Source organism: Streptomyces sp. NPDC045021 (assembly GCF_056432645.1).
The window spans coordinates 50,734-68,722 of record NZ_JBWKIQ010000014.1 but is presented as its reverse complement, the minus strand read 5'-3'; the positions used below and the strand labels follow the sequence as shown (position 1 = coordinate 68,722).

Genomic DNA, 17,989 nt, shown 5'->3' with positions numbered 1-17,989 from the left:
GATCTGACAGAGACTCATCAGATCTGACAGATGCTCAGGCCGTCGCCTCCCAGGGCCACTTGGCGTCGCGGCCGGCCTCGAGCAGTGGAACCATGCGGAACGCCGCGTCGGTGAGCCCGCCGAACGTGTGACGGTTCGCGTCGCCGGAGGGCGCGTGGCCGGCGCGGTAGCCCGCGAGGTTCCAGGTGTACATGGGCACCGTGGCCGGGACCGCCGCGGTGACCTCCTTCGCGTCCATGCCGGCCTGCTCGTCGGTGACGATCACCACCCGGTCGTGACCCTTGAACTCCTGCCGCAGCGCGGCAGCCGTGTCCGTACCGCCGCCCAGGAACCAGCCGCCGTCCTTCCACCGGCCGACGGCCTTGAGCAGCGACTCGCCCCGCGGCTGCGGGAACGCCTTCGTGCGCGCTCCCGGCTTGTCGCTGACGTAGTAGCGGGCGCTGGAGAACGACACGACATCGCCGTCGGCACACCGCTGTCCCAGCGCTATCCCGAAGAGCGCGGCCGCGTCCCAGCGCATCAGCGAGCCGTCCCGGGAGAAACCGGCCTCCATGGACGAGCTGGTGTCCACCAGGACCAGCGTCCGGCCGCCCAGCACCGGGATGTTGGCCAGCGACGCGGTGAGCGCCTTCTCCAGCGCGTACCCCCAGCGCAGCGACGGCGCCGCGTTGTACGCCGAGTAGAACCGCATCGGCAGCTGGCGCGACCGCGCCACCTGCTCCGGGTCGGCGAGCCGCTTCGCGACTCCCTCGGCGACCTCGTCGCTCACCTCCGCCTCGTCGAAGTTGCGGAGATTGCGCAGCAGCGCCATGTATCCCATGGACGGGATCACGGCCTCCCACGCGGCGGCGTCCATCGGTCCCTGCAGCCACCCCGCCAGCGCCTCCCACGTCATCCCGGCCTCCGCCAGCCGCGCAGGACCGTCGGGACCGGTCACCAGCGCCCGCCGGTCCGCCACCGGCACGGCCATCAGCACGCGGTGCGCGGTCAGCGTCCGGTTCGACGCCGGCGGCTCCGCCGCGTCGGGGTTGTGCCGGCGGTCGAGCGCGTAGCGGAACAGCTCGCCCTGCCAAGGCTTTCCGGCGTCCGGAGCGGCGTGCACGAGGTTGAGGATGTCGCCGAAGCGGTAGCCCTTCGACGCGGTGTCGTACTTCAGCAGCGACTTTCCGCTGTAGAGCCGCTGCACCGCATCCGCGATACCGCGCTTCACCGGCTTCGGAACGTTCCGGCCGTATCGCGACGTCCAGTACGCCAGCAGTTCGCCCGGCTCGTCCGGACGCCGCAGCACGGAATCGACGACTGCCCGGTTGGAAACGTCCAGGCTCTTTCCGTCCTCGAGGCGCGCCTTGACGAATTCCGCGGCGCCGACGATCGCCGCCGTCCGCATGTTGCCGTCCCCGCGCAGCCAGCCGAGCAGGCCGGCCGTCCATCGCGGGTCCTCGACAGCGAGCTGCCGGATCAGGGCGGTGAAACGGTCGTCGCGGTGTCCGCCCGTCTCGTAGAAGGTGTCCTGCCCGACGAAATTGGCGACCGCGAGCAGGAACAGCTCGCTCTTGGCGTCGCGCAGATATCCGGTACCGCCCTGGTGCGTGACGGTCCGCTCCCCCGTGCTGGTCACGGGCGAGACGACGGACGGCTTGGCCGTACGGGTATTGAAACGGGACATGAAAAACCCCTCACAAGGAGGGGAGGCGCCACGCACCGGGCATGCCGGTGCTGTTGCCTCCCGAGATCAGTCTTGGCGGCGGCCGAGAGGGATTCGAACCCCACGCGTGAACGCGTTTCAACCAGAGAAGTAACCGTCGCCTTCGCACCGGGAGGTGCAGAGAACAGCTGTCCAGAGATCAGAGTCGGCTGAGGTGACAATGTGCTCTACCCACTGAGCTACACCGGTCTCACGACCGGCGGCGGGACTCGAACCCGCGACACCACCATTAACATTGGAAGTAACCCCGGCCTGCGCACCTGGACATGACCGACTCTAATGACCGGCTCGGAGGGATTCACCCGGTTTTCTCGGCGCACTTCCGGAGCTTCTCCAGGTCGACCACCACAAGCCGTTGGCGTACCCGCACCGGGCCCAGGATGCCCAACTCCGTCAGCGCCTTCACATGCCGCTGAACCGACTCACGGCTGCTGCCGCACCAGTTGGCCAGGTCCAGCCGTGTGAACCCTCTGAGTTCGATGCCCTGGTCCGTGCGGACGCCCTCGGCGTCGGCGATCCGGAGCACCAGCCGGGTCAGCCGGAGTTGCGAGCCCCCCACCGAAAGATCGGCCTGGCACTGGTCCGATTCCCGTAACCGGGCGATGAGGACGAGGAGAAGGTGCTGCCGCAGGAGGGGATGGGTCTCCATCAACTGCTGGAAGATCGACTTCGGGAACACCCGGACGGCCACCGCGGACACTGCGACGACCGTCGCGGAACGCCGGCCCCCCGAGATCGCGGCCATCTCCCCGAGAATGTCGCCGGCCTGACGTACCGCCAGATACGCGCCGGTGCCGTTCTCGTGGTGCGCCACCACGCGGCACTTGCCGTTCATAATCACTGCTGTCCAGCCGTCGTCCCTGGCCGAGGGCAGAATCTGGTCGCCCTCCGCATAGTGGCGGCAGCGACCGCGCTTCGTCAGCTCGGACCGCTCCGCTTCACTGAGGACATCCCAGAATCGCACCGCCGGCATGCAGCCAGTATCGCGCCGAGAAGTACGGCTATGTGGGCACATTGCATATTCAGTTGTCGGCGTACAACAGGACAGATGGAGCCGTACCACATGATCTGATATTTCGTCACCTTTTGTAAAATCTCATGGTTCTTTGGCTCTTATATGTCACTTGACGCTCAGCGTCCGGGATCGAACTGCTCAGCTGTGCGCCAGCACCAGTGACGGTGCCAGAACCGTGCCAGGAGAGTCCCTTGTCGCATGAGGCGCAGCAGAGACCCGTACCACCTCCGACCTCGCAGTCCATTCACAACAACGCGGGAGGCGGCGGCAGCAACGCGAACATCCAGGTCGGCCGAGACGCCGACTTCCAGCACGCCACGATCGTCGGCGGCGACCTCGTCAAGATCAAGCAGGTCGTCCGAAGGCATCCGTTGGCGGCCATCGCGCTCTCCGGAGTGACGCTCTCGCTGGTGATCTACGGAGGCGTCAACCTCACGAGCTCGCCCGGTTCCGGCGTCGACCTCTCCGTGGTGACCCAGAGCGGCGCCAAGGGCGCCGTGGGCACCGCGAACCAGATCCGCAAGGCGGAGCGCAGCGCCGACGCGACCTCCTGGTGCGCCATCGTCGCGCCGAGCGACGCCGGCTGCGCCCGGTCGATGCAGGGGCAGTTCGACCGGCGCTCGCAGGAGTACCGCAACCAGGTCGACAAGATCGGCGTCGGCCAGGCGCTCGTGTCGGGTACGGACGCCCAGGTGCCGCTGACGTGGCAGAACGCCAAGCAGGGCTCGGTGCCGCTGGTGTGGTCCGGTGGCCGCTGGCAGATGAGCGCGGGGAACTACGGGATGGTCAAGCTGGCCGGCGGAGTCTTCCTGTCCCTGGTCGACTCCACCAACGGGCAGTTGAAGCTCGGCGGCATCCCCATCCAGTAGGCATCCGGACGTCATCCAGCAGGCGTCCAGTAGCCGCGGACATCGGCCATGGACACACAGGACGGGTACACGGATACACGGAAACACAGGGGGGTCCGGGATATGCCCAATCCCATGCACGCGACGGTGATCGTCGGCGATGTCGAGGCGTTCTCCGGCCGCAGCGACACCGAACAGATGCGTACCCGGAGGGACATGTACGAGGAGTTCCGCAGCGCTTTCGGCGTGGGCCTGTGGGACCAGTGCCGGCAGGAGGACCGCGGTGACGGCCTGCTGATCGTGGTCCCGCCCGGGATTCCGAAGTCCGCGATCATCGGCGGCGTCCTGCCCCGCCTGGACGCCGCTCTCGCGCTGCGGCGGCGGAGCGATCCACTGTTGCGCGTCCGCATCGGCGTCCACGCCGGCGAAGTGCACTTCGACCCGAACGGGATCGGCGGGCACGCGGTGAACCACGCCTTCCGGCTCGTCGACAGCGACCTCCTCCGCAAGGCGCTGCGCAGCGCGCGCAGCGACAGCGCCCTGCTGATCTCGGACGCCATCTACGACGGCGTCGTACGCGGCGGTTACGAGGGGATCGACCCGGTCTCGTTCCACGCGGTGGACGTACGGGTGAAGGAGACCCGGGCCGGAGCATGGCTGCATGTCGCGGGCGACGGCGAGAGCGCCCGCAATGTGGCACGCGAAGCAGCGGCCGAAGCGGTCGAAGCGGCATCCGCCGCGCCAGGGGCCGGGGCCCCGGCGCGCGGTGTCTCCCTCCGGGCGGGCGGCGACCTGAACATGTCGCGCGGAACGATCGCCGGCGGGGACATCACCTACGGCAGCGGGCGGCAGCGCTGGTGGCAGCGCCCCGGCTGACCGTCACCGGGGGTGAACAGCACATCGGGTTCGATCCAAGGGGGGAATTCCCATGCCCGGAACCACACGCATTCTGGGGACCACGGCCATCACGGTGCTGCTGGTCCTCACGCTCGGCAACTGCGCGTCGAAAGGCCCGTCGACGAAGGACGAGGTCTGCGACAACTACAGCACCCTCGGACGCAAACTCCTGGGCGCCAACGGCTTCTTCGACAACGCGGTGTTCAACAGCGCCGGCGACCTGGCGGATGCGGCGGACCGCTATCCGGGTCCCGACAATCTGGCGGGCGACGCCAAAAGCCTGCAGAAAATCGCGGATTCGGATTCCACCAACGGTGCCGCACTCATGAACGCCACCACGAACGTGGCCGCTCTCTGCGGCCATCCTCTCGGCCTCAGCCTCAGCTGACCGCAGAGACCAAAAGGTAAACCCGGAAGGCCATCACACCACCACGGAGAAGCCATGCCCGAACAACCCGCCTACGCTCCGAACGAGGCCCGGCCCGGACAGTCCACCTGCCTCAACCGGGACTGCCCGCACTTCAACAAGCGCGCGCTGGGCGGCCGGTGTCCCGGATGCAGCCGGCAGACCGGAACCCGGCCCGGCCCCGACCTGTTCCAGGGACTCGGCTACCCCGTACCGGCCAAGCCCAGCCAACCCCCGGTCATGACCCCACCGACCATCAGCCCCGCCCTCTCCGACCACCTGGGCTACACCACCCCGCAGAACGCCCCGCTCCGTGCCCCGCTGGGCGCTCGCGAAGTCTTCTCGCGCGTCATCTACGGAGGCTTCTGGGCGATCGTCTGCGTATTCCTCCTGAACAGCAGCTTCAGCTCCGGAACCTTCGGAACGTTCCTCTGGAAGTTCGTCGTCGCCGTCCTGAGCGGCTGCTACGCGACCTACATCTTCCGAGGCGGCCGCTTCCGCATCCTCTTCTGGTAACCCCCGGGGGCCAGCCCCCACTCGGAGGCGAGCGGGGGCGAGGGCGGCGCCGGACCACCGAGAAAAGCACAGGCGGCGGACGAGTCGGCCTGTACGCCGGGTTCTGTCTCCCGTGGTCCTTGCGGGCCATGGGGAGGCGGTCATCCATCTGGGACCGACGTTACCGCCGGCCTCGTGCGGTCTACCCGCGGACTCGGGCGGGCAGCCCTCAGTCATCCGCGCAGAGCTGCCTTGCGGCGGCCCATTCTTGACCTTGCTCCAGGTGTGGTTTACCTAGCCGTCCAGGTCACCCTGGACGCTGGTGGTCTCTTACACCACCGTTTCACCCTTACCGGGTGCCTTGCGGCTCCCGGCGGTCTGTTTTCTGTGGCACTGGCACGCGGGTCACCCCGGGTGGGCGTTACCCACCACCTTGCCCTGTGGAGCCCGGACGTTCCTCGGAAGGATCACAAGGATCCCGCCGCGACCGCCCGGCCGGCTCGTCCGCCGTGCCGCCCATCCTAGTCGACGTGCCCGGGCTGCTGGGCCGGGGCGAAGAGGACCGTTGACGTGGTGGGGTCGGCTTCGGTGAGGCGGACTCGGAGGTGGTGGCCGAGGGGGAGAGCGGGGGCCGGCGGCGGGGATTCGATGCGGGCTACGACGGCGGGGTCGTCGAGGTGGATGGTGCCGCTGCCGGGTTCGCGTTCGTCGAGGTCGATGACGAAGGCGTCGAAGACCTCGCCGACCCGGTCCCTGAGGAGGGCCGCCTCCATCAGGTCGACGCATTCGCGTTCGACGCGGTTGGCGTGCTGGGTGCCCTCGGCCATTTCCTTGGGGAGGTCGGGGAGGGCGGCGCGGACCCAGTCCGGGGGTTGTTCGCCCGCGACGGCGGCGACGCAGAGCTCGCCGGCGTAGCGGTCGACGAGGCGGCGCAGGGGGGCCGTGCAGTGGGTGTACGGGGCGGCCACGGCGGCGTGTTCCGCGTGTTCGGGGGCGGCGCCGTCGAAGACCGTGTAGCCGGCGCCGCGCAGCAGGGAGGTGCACTCCTGCAGGAAGGCGGCGTGGTTGGGGCGCCGGGGGTCGAGGGAGCGGATGACATCGGCGTACGGGGCGCCCGCCGGCCAGTCGACCTGGAGGGCCTCCGCGACGCGTCGGAGCCGGTCGGCGGCGCTCTGGGGGGCGGCGGGGAGCGTCCGGAGGATGCCGGTGCCGGACCGGAGCATCAGGTCGGCGGCGGCCATGCCGGTGAGCAGCGAGATCTGGGCGTTCCAGCCGTCGGCGGGCAGTACGGCGCGGTATTCGAGTACATAGCCGTCGCCGTCGGCGCGCTGCTCGATCTCCTGCTCGGGAACGTTGAGGGAGATACCGCCACGGTCACGTTCGAGTTGCTCGCGCAGCAGTCCGATCTCCTTGAGGAGGGCGACGGTCTCCTCAGCGGTGCCGTCGTCGATGGAGCGCTGGACGCCCGCGTAGTCGAGCTTGGCGCGGCTGCGGACGCGCGCCCGGCGGACATCGGTGGCGGTGACCTGGCCGGCTGCGTCGAGGTCGATCCGCCACAGCAGGGCGGGGCGGTCCTGGCCGGGGAGCAGGCTGGCGGCGCCCTCGCTGAGGATCTGGGGGTGGAGGGGGACGCGTCCGTCGGGGAAGTAGAGAGTGGTGACGCGGCGGTGCGCCTCGGCGTCGAGGGCGCCGCCGGGCGTGACGAAGGCCGCGACGTCGGCGATGGCGTAGTGCACCCGGTATCCCCCGCCCCCAGTCCCAGTCCCAGTCCCAGTCCCGGCCCCGACCCCTGCCCCGCCCGGTCCCGGCCGGCGGGCGAGGTGCATGGCCTGGTCGAGATCCGTGGACGTCGGCGGGTCGATCGTGAAGAGCTGGATGTCGGTGGCGTCGAGCTCCGGCATCCGGGGGTTCTCCGCCGCCTGCCGGGCCTCGGCGAGCACGGCTGCCGGGAAGTCGCCCGGCACGTCGAGCCGGACGCGCAGCTCACGCAGCGCGTCGCGCAGCAGGGTTCCGTCGGCGGCCGGGACGAGCAGGTGGCGGCGGGGCATGAAGTGAGCGTATGGCGGGCCGTAGGCTGCATCCGGTTCGTGTTGGTCCGTCCGAGGGAGAACTGCTGTGCTCGTCCTGCTTCCGCCGTCCGAGGGCAAGGCCACCGTGGGTGCCGGTCCCGCCGTCGAGCTGGGGTCGCTCTCGCTTCCCGGGCTGACCGGGACGCGGTCGACGGTGCTGGCGGAGCTGGTGGAGCTGTGCTCGGGCGACGAGGAGAAGGCCGCGGACGTGCTCGGGCTGAGCCCCGGGCTGCGCGGCGAGGTCGCCAAGGACGCGGGGCTGCTCACCGCGCCGACGCTGCCGGCCGGGGAGTTGTACACGGGCGTGCTCTACGACGCCCTGGGGCTCGCGACGCTGAGCGCCGCCGCCCGCAGGCGCGCGAAGGACTCCCTCCTGGTCTTCTCGGGGCTGTGGGGCGCGGTGCGGATCACGGACCGGATCCCGTCGTACCGCTGCTCGATGGGGGTGAAGCTGCCCGCGCTGGGCGCGCTCGGCGCGTACTGGCGGGAGCCTATGGCCGGCGTCGTCCCGGAGGCGGCCGGTGAGGGCCTGGTGCTGGACCTGCGGTCGTCGGCGTACGCGAGCGCGTGGAAGCCGAAGCCGCGGAGCGAGCTCGCGGCGCTGACGGCCACCGTGCGAGTGCTGCAGGTGACGGTGGTCGACGGCGTCGAGAAGCGGTCCGTCGTCAGCCACTTCAACAAGGCCACCAAGGGCCGGCTGGTGCGCGCCCTCCTGGAGTCGGGCGCGAAGCCGAAGACTCCGGTGAAGCTCGCGGCGACGCTGCGGGATCTGGGTTTCGTGATCGAGGAGCAGGCGCCGGGGAAGCTCGACGTGCTGGTGACCGAGATCCACTGAGCCTGCGGGGACCGGCTCGCGCCGACACACGAGCCGCGGAAACGCGTATTGCATCATGTGCAACGCTCGTTGCGCATGATGCTGGGCCGCATGCAGGATGGCGGGCATGACTTCCGTCCTCGACCTCGCCCCCGTCGTCCCCGTCGTCGTCCTGGAGGACGCCGCCGACGCCGTACCGCTGGCCCGCGCCCTCGTCGCGGGCGGGCTGCCCGCGATCGAGGTCACCCTGCGGACGGCCGCCGCGCTCGACGCCATCGCCGCCATCGCGCGCGAGGTCCCGGACGCGGTCGTGGGCGCGGGCACGGTGCTGACGCCCGAGCACGTCGACGCGGCGGTCGCCGCCGGGGCCCGCTTCCTCGTGAGCCCGGGGTGGACCGACCGGTTGCTGGAGGCGATGCGCGCCTCGGGGCTGCCCTTCCTGCCCGGCGTCTCGACGACGTCGGAAGTGGTCGCGCTGCTGGAACGCGGCATAACGGAGCTGAAGTTCTTCCCGGCCGAGGCCGCCGGCGGCACCGCGTATCTGACGTCGCTCGCCTCACCGCTGCCGCTCGCGCGGTTCTGCCCCACGGGCGGGATCGACGCGGCAGCCGCGCCGCGCTACCTGGCGTTGCCCAACGTCGGCTGCGTCGGGGGCACCTGGATGCTGCCGGCCGAGGCGCTCCGCGCCAAGGACTGGGGACGCGTCGAGGCCCTCGCACGCGAAGCCGCCGCCCTGCGCGGCTGACCCCGGAGGGCCGGACGCGCCGGACGGCGACAAAGCAAGGCAGGCAGGCAGGCGAGCAATCAGGCGGGCAGGCAGGCGGCAAACAGGCGAGCAAGGCCGGTGCGAGCAAGGGCCGGCGGGCAAGGCCACCGCCGCTCGGCCCCCCGGACTACCTCAGGTGCGACGTGTCGTTGAGCAGGCGCAGCGAGGCGTTGCCGTCGGCGTAGTAGGCCACCGCCGAGACGGAGGCCGCCGAGAGCTCCATGCGGAACAGGGACTCGGGCGGCGCGCCCAGCGCGAGCCGGACCAGTGTCTTGACCGGGGTGACGTGCGTGACCAGCAGCACCGTCTTCCCGGCGTACCGCGCGATCAGCTTGTCGCGGGAGAGCGCGACCCGGCGGGCGACCGCCGCGAAGCTCTCGCCGCCGGGCGGGGAGGTCTTGGCCGAGGCCAGCCAGGCGTCCAGTTCGGCCGGATGACGCTCCCGCACCTCGGCGAAGGTGAGCCCTTCGAAGGCACCGAAGTCCGTCTCGCGCAGACCCTCGTCGATCCGTACGTCGAGGCCGAGGCGGGTCGCGACGGCCTCCGCCGTCTGCCGGCAGCGGGCCAGCGGGGAGCTGACGATCGCCTGCACGGTGCCCCGGGCCGCGAACGAGTTCGCGGCCTGCTGGGCCTGCCAGCGGCCCTTCTCCGACAGGTCGGGATCGGAACCGCCGCTGCCCGAGAACCGCTTCTCGGGCGTGAGAGCCGTCTCGCCGTGCCGGAGCAGGACGAACGTGGTGGGCGTCCCGAGGTCGGCGGCCGAAGACCAGCCCGCGCTCGGTGCGGTCTCCGGAAGCGCGTCCTGAAGCGGGCCCTGGACCTGGCCCGGATCCTGGCCCGGGACCTGAGCCGAACCCTGCTCCGAAAGCTCGACGCCGCCGGTGTCCTGGCCGCCGCCCAGCCCGAGTTCGCTGCGGACGATGGGAGCGTTGGGCTCCCACTGCCTGCCCTTCTTGCCCGCGTCCATCGCCTCGTTCGCGAGCCGGTCCGCGTGCTTGTTCTTCTCGCGCGGGATCCACTCGTACGTCACCTGGCCGGCCGGCAGTACGGACTTGGCCTCGGCGGCGAGCGGGCGCATGTCCGGGTGCTTGATCTTCCAGCGCCCCGACATCTGCTCGACGACGAGCTTGGAGTCCATCCGGACCCGGACCGCGGCTTCGGGATCGAGGGCCTTGGCGGCCCGCAGCCCGGCGATCAGACCCCGGTACTCGGCGACGTTGTTCGTGGCGTGACCGATGTACTCGGCGGCCTCGGCGAGGGTCTCGCCGGTCGCCGGGTCGAGGACGACCGCGCCGTACCCCGCGGGGCCCGGGTTGCCCCGGGACCCGCCGTCGGCCTCGACGACGAAACCACGAGCCATCAGAGGCCGGAGTCCGCGGTACGGACCAGGATGCGCATGCAGTTCTCGCAGCGGACGACGGCGTCGGCCGGAGCCGCCCGCACCTCGCCCAGCTCGGTGATGTTGAGCTCCAGGCGGCAGCCCTCGCAGCGCTTCTGGTAGAGCCGGGCGGCGCCGACGCCACCCTGCTGCGAGCGCAGCTTGTCGTAGAGCTTCAGCAGGTCGGCCGGGACGGCGCCGGCGACGATCTCGCGCTCCTTGACCGCCTTGGAGCTCTCGGCGTCGATGTCCCCCAGCGCGACGGCCTTGCGGGTCTCGGCCTCAACGGCCTTGGCCTGCACGGACTCCAGCCGGTGGGAGAGCTCCTGGACCCGCTCCTGCATGGTCTCGCGGCGCTCCATGACCTCCAGGACGACGTCCTCGAGGTCGCTCTGCCGCTTGGCGAGCGAGACGATCTCGCGCTGCAGGTTCTCCAGGTCCTTCGGGGAGGCCGCGGCGCCGGAGTCGAGCCGCTGCTGGTCGCGGGCGGCGCGCTGGCGCACCTGGTCCACGTCCTGCTCGGACTTGACCTGCTCGCGGGCGGTGTCGCTCTCCTCGGTCTGCGCGGCGACGAGCAGGTCGCGCAGCTGGGTGACATCGGCGTTCAGGCGGTCGAGCTCGGCGTGCTCGGGGAGGTGGTGCCGCTTGTGTTCCAGCTGCTGGATACGCGAGTCGAGCGCCTGGACTTCGAGGAGGCGGATCTGGTCGGCGGGGGCGGCGTTCAGCGGGGGGCTCCTGGGTGAGACTGCGGGCGCGAGGCGCTCGTCGGGGTGGCTTCGGGCGACTGGCGGGACGAAGAGGTGGTGGACAAAGCTTCCGGGGCGGGGGCGTGGGCTGTCCACGGGTCGGTGACCTGGTGCGACACATACGTCCGCAGGGCCCAGCCGTGCCGGTCCGAGATCTCGTCGAGCTGGCCCGCGGCCTGCTCGCACCACGGCCACTCGGTTGCCCAGTGTGCGGCATCCAGCAGCGCCGGCCTACCGTCGGACGACAGTCCCTGCTGCTGGGCCTCGGAGGCCGGGTGGTGGCGGAGGTCCGCGGTGAGGTAGACGTCGACGCCCGCCGCGCGGACGTCGTCGAAGAGGCCGTCGCCCGAACCGCCGCAGACGGCGACGGTGCGGACCAGCTGCTCCGGGTCCCCGGCGATGCGCAGCCCGGTCGCGGTACGCGGCAGGCCGCGGGCGGCCCGGGCGGCGAATTCGGCCAGGGTGAGCGGAATGTCCAGCTCACCGATACGACCGAGACCGCGGCGGCCCGACGGGTCGGTCGCGTCCGGTACGAGCGGGCCGGTGATCCGCAGCCCGACGGCGCCGGCGAGAGCGTCGGAGACTCCGGGGTCGGCGCGGTCGGCGTTGGTGTGCGCGACGTGCAGGGCCACATCGTTCTTGATCAATGTGTGCACGACGCGGCCCTTGAAGCCGGTCGCCGCGACCGTCGTCGTACCGCGCAGGTACAGCGGATGGTGGGTGACCAGCAGGTCGGCGCCGATCCGTACGGCCTCGTCGGCGACCTCCTGGACGGGGTCGACGGCGAACAGCACCCGCGTGACCTCCGCCCCGGGATCGCCGCAGACCAGGCCCACGGCATCCCACTGCTCGGCCTGATGAGGGGGCCAGAGGGTTTCGAGCGCGGCGATGACGTCGGACAGTGAGGGCACGGTAGGAAGGTTACCGCCCTCCCCCGCGCCGACCGGAATCGCGGGCGGCCGGATCCCGCCACCGGCCGGCCGCGGACCCCACCACCGCACCGTCGCAGATCCCACCACCGCACCGGCGCGGATCCCGCCGCCGAACCGTCGCGGATCCCACCACCGCACCGTCGCAGATCCCGCCACCGAACCGTCGCGGATCCCGCTACTGGCCCGCCCGCGGATCCCGCCATCGGCCGCCCGCGGATCCCGCTACTTGACGAGCCGGGAGCGCAGGTCGGCCAGGACCTGGTCGGCGGCGGTGACGCCGAGGCCGAGGTACCAGGTCTCGTCCGGGACGTCGGAGGCGTGGCCGGCCCTGACCGCCCTCAGGTTCTTCCAGAGCGGGTTGTCCTGGGCCTTGGCCTTGTCGGTGGCCTTCGCGTCGCCGTAGACGCCGGTGAAGACGTGGTCGGCGTCGGCCTGGTCGATGTTCTCCGCGCTGATCTCGGTGGCGAGGTCGTCGATCTGCTGGTTCTTGGGGCGCGGGATCCCGGCGTCCTTGAGGATCGTGCCGATGAACGAGGCGCCCGCGTAGAGCCGGATCTTGCCGTCGGGCAGGTAGCGCACCATCGAGACGGTCGGCTTGGACGTTCCGAGCGCGGCGCCCAGCGCCTTGGCCTTGGTGTCGTACGCGGCGAGCTTCGCGTCCGCCGCCGCGCTCCTGTCGAGCGCGGCGGCGACTGCGAGAGCGACTGCGGCAGTGCCGCGGCGCCGAAGAGACATGAAAGGACTCCTGGAGGCAGAGAGGTACCTGAGGGATGGCTAGGCGAGCCTTGCCTTACATTCCGCTCTGCGCCGTCCACCAAGTCCGGAAGATGTGGTTCCGGTCACGGATCACAACCAGCGCCCGATCCTCGGGTAAACGGAAGAAGCGCCACCCTTACGTGTGAACTGCACCGACTCGCGCTGATCGTCCGGAAGTGCGAAAACTAGCGTCGGTTCCGGAGGTGGACCACACATGACGGCTTGTGCCATCGAGAGGGCCACGGTGCTGCGGGCGCGGTTCACGATCGCGTCCGACGGCTCGTACGCGGCCTGCCTCACCGAGTCGGGTGACGGCGGCTGGTACCCCGAGCGCTGGACGCTGGCCGGCCCCGAGCCGTACACCGTCCCGCTGCCCGGGAACCAGCCGGAGGAACCCGGCACCGAAGTACTGCCGCTGCCCGACGGGCGGGTGCTCATCCGCCGCCGCGTCGCCGAGCGCTTCGACCTCGCACTGCTCTACCCGACCGGGCCCGGCACCGGCGAGCTGCCGCTCGGCTCCCTGGAATCCCTGGAGGGCGAGGAGGTACGGCTGCTGCCGCCGGTCGCCGGGGCGGCCTTCGCGCTCGCCCACACCGAAGGTGCCACCCAGGTATGGCTCGTCTGCGGCAGCGGCGGCGGCAACCACAGCGGCGGACCGCAACTACTGGCCACCGTGCCGGGCCGCTGCACCGGCGGCGTCTGGCTGGACCGCGCCGGCGGGCTGCTCGCCCTCGACCGCGTCGGCCCGGACGGCGGTCGCACCAAGGCCGTCGCCGTCGACCTGCGGCGCGGCGAGATGACCCCGCTGCTGCAGATCGCCGAGGACAGCAACGACCGGGTCCTGCTCGCCGAGCCCGACAGCGGGCTGCTCCTGCTGCGCAGCGACGCCCCCGGCACCGACCGGCTCGGCTGGGGCGTGCTGGGCAGCCGGCGGCCGGTGCGCTTCCCGGAGGCGCTGCGCATGGAGGACACGGTCCTCACGCCGTTCGCCGCACAGCCCGGCCAGATACTGATGCCGGAGGCGTCGGCGGTGGCGCTGCGCGCCGAGGGGCCGGACGGGTCCGCGCCCGTGGTCTGGCGGCCGGGCGAGCGGACGGTGACCTGGCTCACCGCTCCCGAGGGCTGGCTCGCGGGCACCGGGCTCTGGTCGGGGCGCGGCTCCCTGCGGTTGCCGTACGCATGCGAGCGCTGGCCGTTCGGGCTGAGCGAGTACGAGGCGCCGGCCGCGGCTCCCGTACCGGCCGTCGCGGGCGCCGCACGGGCGGCCATCGACGGTGCCGCCGCGGTCGGCGGGCCCGCCGGGGACGCGCCGCAGCCGATGTCCGTGCTCCCCCTCCAGCAGGCCCCGCTCACCATTGCGCGGGCGCGGTAACCCCGATGATCACCGGACGCGGCCGCCGACTACACTCGCCGAGGGCTACGCATCCGGACCCCTCGGGCACCGAGGGTGACCAACGGGCTTACCCCCAGGCCGAGTTGGGGATATTCGGCCGCTTCAAGCGCAAACCAGCACGCCATTCATCGGGGAGACGTTCCATGTTCGAAACCACATCCGACTCCGGCGAGAGTCACGACAACGCCGGGGGTCGCCACAGGGGTAGCGCTTCGCCGCACGACAGCGACGGTGACGCCCACGGCCGGCACCGGCGCCCTGCGGGCAGCAAGGACTGAAGGACCGGCCGGCGGCCGCGCTGACGAGACCCCCTTTGGTCTCGGGCGCCGACCGGGCCGGAGCAGGCTGCACGACACCGGGGCGGGCTTGGAGGACAAGCCCGCCTCGGCGCTTGACCGGAACGGTTGAACCGGCCCGGCGTTCGGGTGCGGAGGACGAGCTCGGGCTGCGGGGCCGGGTGCGGCCCGCGCTTCGAGGGATCCGCGACCCGCCGGGCGGGCTACTCGTGCTTGAGGCCCAGGACTTCCGTTGCCGCGAACGTGTGGTTCGGGTCGCGGTCCGCGTAGTACGGGGTCAGCAGACCGTCGAGTTCGTCGTAGGAGAAGACGTCCTTGGCGGTGTCGAACTTGGCGGCGACGCGGGGGCGGTCGACGACCGCGACCATGCCGCCGTGCACCACGAAGAGCTGGCCGTTGGCGCGCGCGGCCGCGGGTGAGGCGAGGTAGCCGACGAGCGGCGAGACATGCTCGGGGGCGAGCGGGTCGAGACCCTCCTCCACCTCCAGAAAGCCCGCGAAGACGTCCTCCGTCATCCGGGTGCGGGCGCGCGGGCAGATCGCGTTGGCGGTGACGCCGTACTTGCCGAGCGCGAGCGCCGTGGAGGTGGTGAGCCCGACGATGCCGCCCTTGGCGGCCGCGTAGTTGGGCTGCCCGGCCGAACCGGCCAGGAACGCCTCGGAGGAGGTGTTGACGACCCGGCCGTAGACCGGGCCACCCGCTGCCTTGGAGCGTTCCCGCCAGTGGACGGCCGCGAAGTGGGTCGTGTTGAAGTGGCCCTTGAGATGGACGTGGATCACCGCGTCCCACTCCGCCTCCGACATGGAGAAGATCATCCGGTCGCGGAGGATGCCCGCGTTGTTGACCAGGATGTCGAGCTTTCCGTACGTGTCGACGGCGAGCTGGACCAGCCCGCGGGCCTCCTCGAAGTCGGCCACGTCGCCATGGTGCGCGACTGCCTGCCCGCCCGCCGCGACGATCTCCGCCGCGACCTCCTCCGCCGGGGTGGCGGACGCCTCGCCCGAGCCGTCCCGGCCCGGCTGCCCGAAGTCGTTGACGACGACACTCGCGCCGAGCCGTCCCAACTCCAGGGCCTCGGCCCGCCCGAGGCCGCGCCCGGCCCCGGTGACGATCGCGGCCAGACCCGACAGTTGCTGCCCGTGCACAGACATCCTGGTCCTCTCAGCTACAGGTACGGGTTCACGTTCGCGTTCACGTTCGCGTTCACGTTCGCGTTCACTTGCGCGTTGGGGTTGCGCGTCGGCATGGCTCAGATGGTGATGCAGGTACGCAGCGCCTCGCCGGTCCGCATCTGGTCGATCGCGTCGTTGATCTCCTCCAGCCGCACCCGGTGGGTGATCAGGCCCTCCAGGTCGATGCGGCCGGCGCGCCAGAGCTTGATGACGCGCTCGTAGGAGCGCAGCACGTCGCCACCGCCGTAGAGCGACGGCAGAATGCGCTTCTCGTCGAAGAAGAGCTCGAACATGTTGATCTGCAGGTTGTCGTCCATCGCGCCGGCGCCGACGACGCACAGGGTGCCGCCGCGGCGGGTGTTCTCGTACGCGGTGCGGGCGGTGGCGGACTTGCCGACGACCTCGAAGACGTAGTCGAAGCCCTCGCCCGCGGTGATGCGGTTCTTGGCGTCGGCGAGCCCGTCGGGGGCGACGGCCTCGGTCGCACCGAACCGCAGGGCCGCTTCGCGGCGGCTCTCGACCGGGTCGATGGCGACGATCTCGGCGGCGCCGAGCGCCCGTGCGCCCTGGATGACGCTGATGCCGACACCGCCGCAGCCAATGACGGCGACCGAGGAACCGGCCTCCACCTTGGCGGTGTTGATGGCGGCGCCGATGCCGGTGGTGACGCCGCAGCCGATCAGCGCGGCGATCTCGTACGGCACGTCGTCCGGGATCGGGACGGCGCACAGCGAGTCGACGACGACCTCCTCGGCGAAGGTGCCGGTGCCGGCGAAGCCGAAGACATCACCGCCGGGGCGCTTGTAGTTCGGGGTGCCGGCGTTGAGGAAGCCGGCGATGCACAGCTGGGTCTGGCCGCGCTTGCAGGACGCGCAGGCGCCGCAGGCCGGCAGCCAGCAGACCAGCACGCGGTCGCCCGCCTTGACGTTGGTGACGCCTTCGCCGACCTCGACGATCTCGCCGGCGCCTTCGTGGCCGGGCACGAACGGCGCGGGCTGCGGCAGGACGCCGCTCATCGCCGACAGGTCGGAGTGGCACAGTCCGGTCGCCCGGATGCGGATCCGCACCTTGCCGGGTCCGAATCCCACCGCCTCGATGTCGTCGACGACTTCGAGCTTGTCCTGGCCTATCTCCTGCTGGATTGCTGCGCGCACGGGGGCGGCTCCCTTCGCGAGGTGCGGAATGGTGCGGGGTCGTACGGGTGGTGCGGGGTCATGCGGGTGGTGCGGGGTCATGCCGATGGCGCGGATCCTGCGGGGTCGTGCGGTCGTTCGGTCCGGGGTTACGCGTGCTCGACGACCGTGTCCGCGAGGACCGGTGCGTCGTCCCGGTCGGCCGAGGTCGCCGACACCTGGATGCGGCCGTCCTCGCGCCACATCCGCACGCGCAGGGTCTCGCCGGGGAAGAAGATCCCGGCGAAGCGGGTCGAGTAGGCGCGGACCCGCGCCACATCGCCGTCGAGCATGGTGTCGACGACGGCCTTGAGGGCGATCCCGTACGAGCACAGGCCGTGCAGGATCGGCTTGTCGAAGCCGGCGACCTTGGCGAACTCGGGGTCCGCGTGCAGCGGGTTCCAGTCGCCGGACAGCCGGTACAGCAGCGCCTGGTCCTCGCGGGTGGCGACCTCGGCGGTGCGGTCCGGCTCCCGGTCGGGCGCCTCGGTGCGGACGGAGGGGCCGCGGTCGCCGCCGAAGCCGCCCTCGCCGCGGACGAAGATCTGGGTGTCGGCGGCCCACAACGGGCCCTGGTCGTCCGCGACTTCGGAGCGCAGCACGATGACGGCCGCCTTGCCCTTGTCGTACACGGCGGCGATCCGGCTGGTCTGCACGGCCTTCCCGGTGACCGGGATCGGGCGGTGCAGCTCGATGCGCTGGCCGCCGTGGAGCACGGCGGCGAGGTTCACGTCGATCCCGGGCGCGCTCAGTCCGCCCGCGGCGGCCAGGCTGCCGCCCGCGACGGTGACGAAGCTGGGCAGGACCTGCAGCCTGCTCTCCAGCGTGTAGCGCAGCTCGTCGGGATCGGTGGCGGGCCGGCCCGCGCCCACGCCCAGGTGGTAGAGCAGGACGTCCTTGTGGTCCCAGGCGAGGTCGGTGGTGCGGGGTTCGGCCGCGGTGGCCTTCGCGACGTCGATGGGCATGGTCCGGCTTGCTCCTTCGCCGTGGGGACAGGGACGGGCACTGGCGGGCGCCGGCGGGCGCCCGGTACGGGCCGGCGGGCGCCGACGGCGGTGCCCGCGTGCCTTGGAGGACCCCGGCGCGACTGTCCGCACCGTCGGCCGCGCCGGGGTCGATCACGGACTGC

16 protein-coding genes, 1 other RNA gene and 1 pseudogene are annotated in these 17,989 nt (G+C 71.3%); 7 read left to right on the top strand and 11 right to left on the bottom strand.

Annotation, left to right across the window (positions count from 1 at the left end; translation table 11 throughout):
- Positions 1-34: 34 nt before the first annotated feature.
- Together AC07DC_RS33520 and AC07DC_RS33515 are read right to left on the bottom strand one after the other, a co-directional pair.
- On the bottom strand, positions 35-1,666 hold the full coding sequence (locus tag AC07DC_RS33520) for a TROVE domain-containing protein (RefSeq protein WP_478918260.1): 1,632 nt from the start codon (positions 1,664-1,666) through the stop codon (positions 35-37).
- Positions 1,667-2,003: 337 nt separating this feature from the next.
- Positions 2,004-2,678 (bottom strand): Crp/Fnr family transcriptional regulator, encoded by a 675-nt coding sequence (locus AC07DC_RS33515; RefSeq protein WP_478918259.1) that lies wholly within the window; start codon positions 2,676-2,678, stop codon positions 2,004-2,006.
- Between the two features lie 233 nt (positions 2,679-2,911).
- Here AC07DC_RS33515 and AC07DC_RS33510 point away from each other — a divergent pair, with 233 nt between their 5' ends.
- The 4 genes from AC07DC_RS33510 (at position 2,912) to AC07DC_RS33495 (ending at position 5,387) form a co-directional block, all read left to right on the top strand.
- Complete coding sequence (locus AC07DC_RS33510) at positions 2,912-3,589, top strand: hypothetical protein (RefSeq protein WP_478918258.1); 678 nt, start codon at positions 2,912-2,914, stop codon at positions 3,587-3,589.
- A 114-nt stretch (positions 3,590-3,703) separates the two neighbouring features.
- Positions 3,704-4,444, top strand: a complete 741-nt coding sequence (locus AC07DC_RS33505; protein ID WP_478918257.1) for a nucleotidyl cyclase domain-containing protein — start codon at positions 3,704-3,706, stop codon at positions 4,442-4,444.
- 52 nt (positions 4,445-4,496) lie between these two features.
- Positions 4,497-4,853 carry a molybdenum ABC transporter substrate-binding protein gene (locus AC07DC_RS33500; protein WP_478918256.1) on the top strand — a complete coding sequence of 119 codons (357 nt, stop codon included), beginning with the start codon at positions 4,497-4,499 and terminating at the stop codon, positions 4,851-4,853.
- 54 nt (positions 4,854-4,907) lie between these two features.
- Positions 4,908-5,387, top strand: coding sequence for a hypothetical protein (locus AC07DC_RS33495; protein WP_478918255.1), 480 nt, complete (start codon positions 4,908-4,910; stop codon positions 5,385-5,387).
- Between the two features lie 76 nt (positions 5,388-5,463).
- Here AC07DC_RS33495 and rnpB read toward each other — a convergent pair.
- Positions 5,464-5,869, bottom strand: an RNA gene (gene rnpB, locus AC07DC_RS33490) — RNase P RNA component class A.
- Between the two features lie 18 nt (positions 5,870-5,887).
- Entirely contained in the window at positions 5,888-7,414 is a 1,527-nt protein-coding gene (locus AC07DC_RS33485; RefSeq protein ID WP_478918254.1) for an RNB domain-containing ribonuclease, read from the bottom strand.
- 67 nt (positions 7,415-7,481) lie between these two features.
- Between AC07DC_RS33485 and yaaA the strand changes: the two genes are divergently transcribed.
- Positions 7,482-8,270, top strand: a complete 789-nt coding sequence (gene yaaA / locus AC07DC_RS33480; RefSeq protein ID WP_478918253.1) for a peroxide stress protein YaaA — start codon at positions 7,482-7,484, stop codon at positions 8,268-8,270.
- Positions 8,271-8,376: 106 nt separating this feature from the next.
- The gene (eda, locus tag AC07DC_RS33475) at positions 8,377-8,994 is read left to right on the top strand and encodes a bifunctional 4-hydroxy-2-oxoglutarate aldolase/2-dehydro-3-deoxy-phosphogluconate aldolase (RefSeq protein WP_478918252.1); all 618 of its coding nucleotides are present in this window, start codon (positions 8,377-8,379) and stop codon (positions 8,992-8,994) included.
- A 148-nt stretch (positions 8,995-9,142) separates the two neighbouring features.
- Here the strand turns inward: eda and AC07DC_RS33470 are convergent, their stop codons facing one another.
- From AC07DC_RS33470 to AC07DC_RS33455, 4 genes and pseudogenes are all read right to left on the bottom strand, one after another.
- The gene (locus AC07DC_RS33470) at positions 9,143-10,375 is read right to left on the bottom strand and encodes a bifunctional RNase H/acid phosphatase (protein WP_478918251.1); all 1,233 of its coding nucleotides are present in this window, start codon (positions 10,373-10,375) and stop codon (positions 9,143-9,145) included.
- On the bottom strand, positions 10,375-11,118 hold the full coding sequence (locus tag AC07DC_RS33465; protein WP_478918381.1) for a zinc ribbon domain-containing protein: 744 nt from the start codon (positions 11,116-11,118) through the stop codon (positions 10,375-10,377). Before AC07DC_RS33465 ends, AC07DC_RS33470 begins: the two co-directional genes overlap by 1 nt.
- The gene (locus tag AC07DC_RS33460) at positions 11,115-12,050 is read right to left on the bottom strand and encodes a Nif3-like dinuclear metal center hexameric protein (protein ID WP_478918250.1); all 936 of its coding nucleotides are present in this window, start codon (positions 12,048-12,050) and stop codon (positions 11,115-11,117) included. Before AC07DC_RS33460 ends, AC07DC_RS33465 begins: the two co-directional genes overlap by 4 nt.
- Before the next feature lie 243 nt (positions 12,051-12,293).
- A pseudogene (locus tag AC07DC_RS33455) lies at positions 12,294-12,761 on the bottom strand (ABC transporter substrate-binding protein); the annotation flags it as partial.
- Positions 12,762-13,041: 280 nt separating this feature from the next.
- Here AC07DC_RS33455 and AC07DC_RS33450 point away from each other — a divergent pair.
- On the top strand, positions 13,042-14,199 hold the full coding sequence (locus AC07DC_RS33450) for a hypothetical protein (RefSeq protein ID WP_478918249.1): 1,158 nt from the start codon (positions 13,042-13,044) through the stop codon (positions 14,197-14,199).
- 520 nt (positions 14,200-14,719) lie between these two features.
- Here AC07DC_RS33450 and AC07DC_RS33445 read toward each other — a convergent pair.
- The 3 genes from AC07DC_RS33445 to AC07DC_RS33435 all read right to left on the bottom strand — a co-directional run bounded on the left by AC07DC_RS33445 (position 14,720) and on the right by AC07DC_RS33435 (position 17,825).
- Positions 14,720-15,667, bottom strand: a complete 948-nt coding sequence (locus AC07DC_RS33445) for a 3-oxoacyl-ACP reductase (RefSeq protein WP_478918248.1) — start codon at positions 15,665-15,667, stop codon at positions 14,720-14,722.
- Between the two features lie 98 nt (positions 15,668-15,765).
- Positions 15,766-16,842, bottom strand: a complete 1,077-nt coding sequence (locus AC07DC_RS33440; RefSeq protein ID WP_478918247.1) for a Zn-dependent alcohol dehydrogenase — start codon at positions 16,840-16,842, stop codon at positions 15,766-15,768.
- A 128-nt stretch (positions 16,843-16,970) separates the two neighbouring features.
- Positions 16,971-17,825 (bottom strand): MaoC/PaaZ C-terminal domain-containing protein, encoded by an 855-nt coding sequence (locus AC07DC_RS33435; protein WP_478918246.1) that lies wholly within the window; start codon positions 17,823-17,825, stop codon positions 16,971-16,973.
- Between the last annotated feature and the right edge of the window lie 164 nt (positions 17,826-17,989).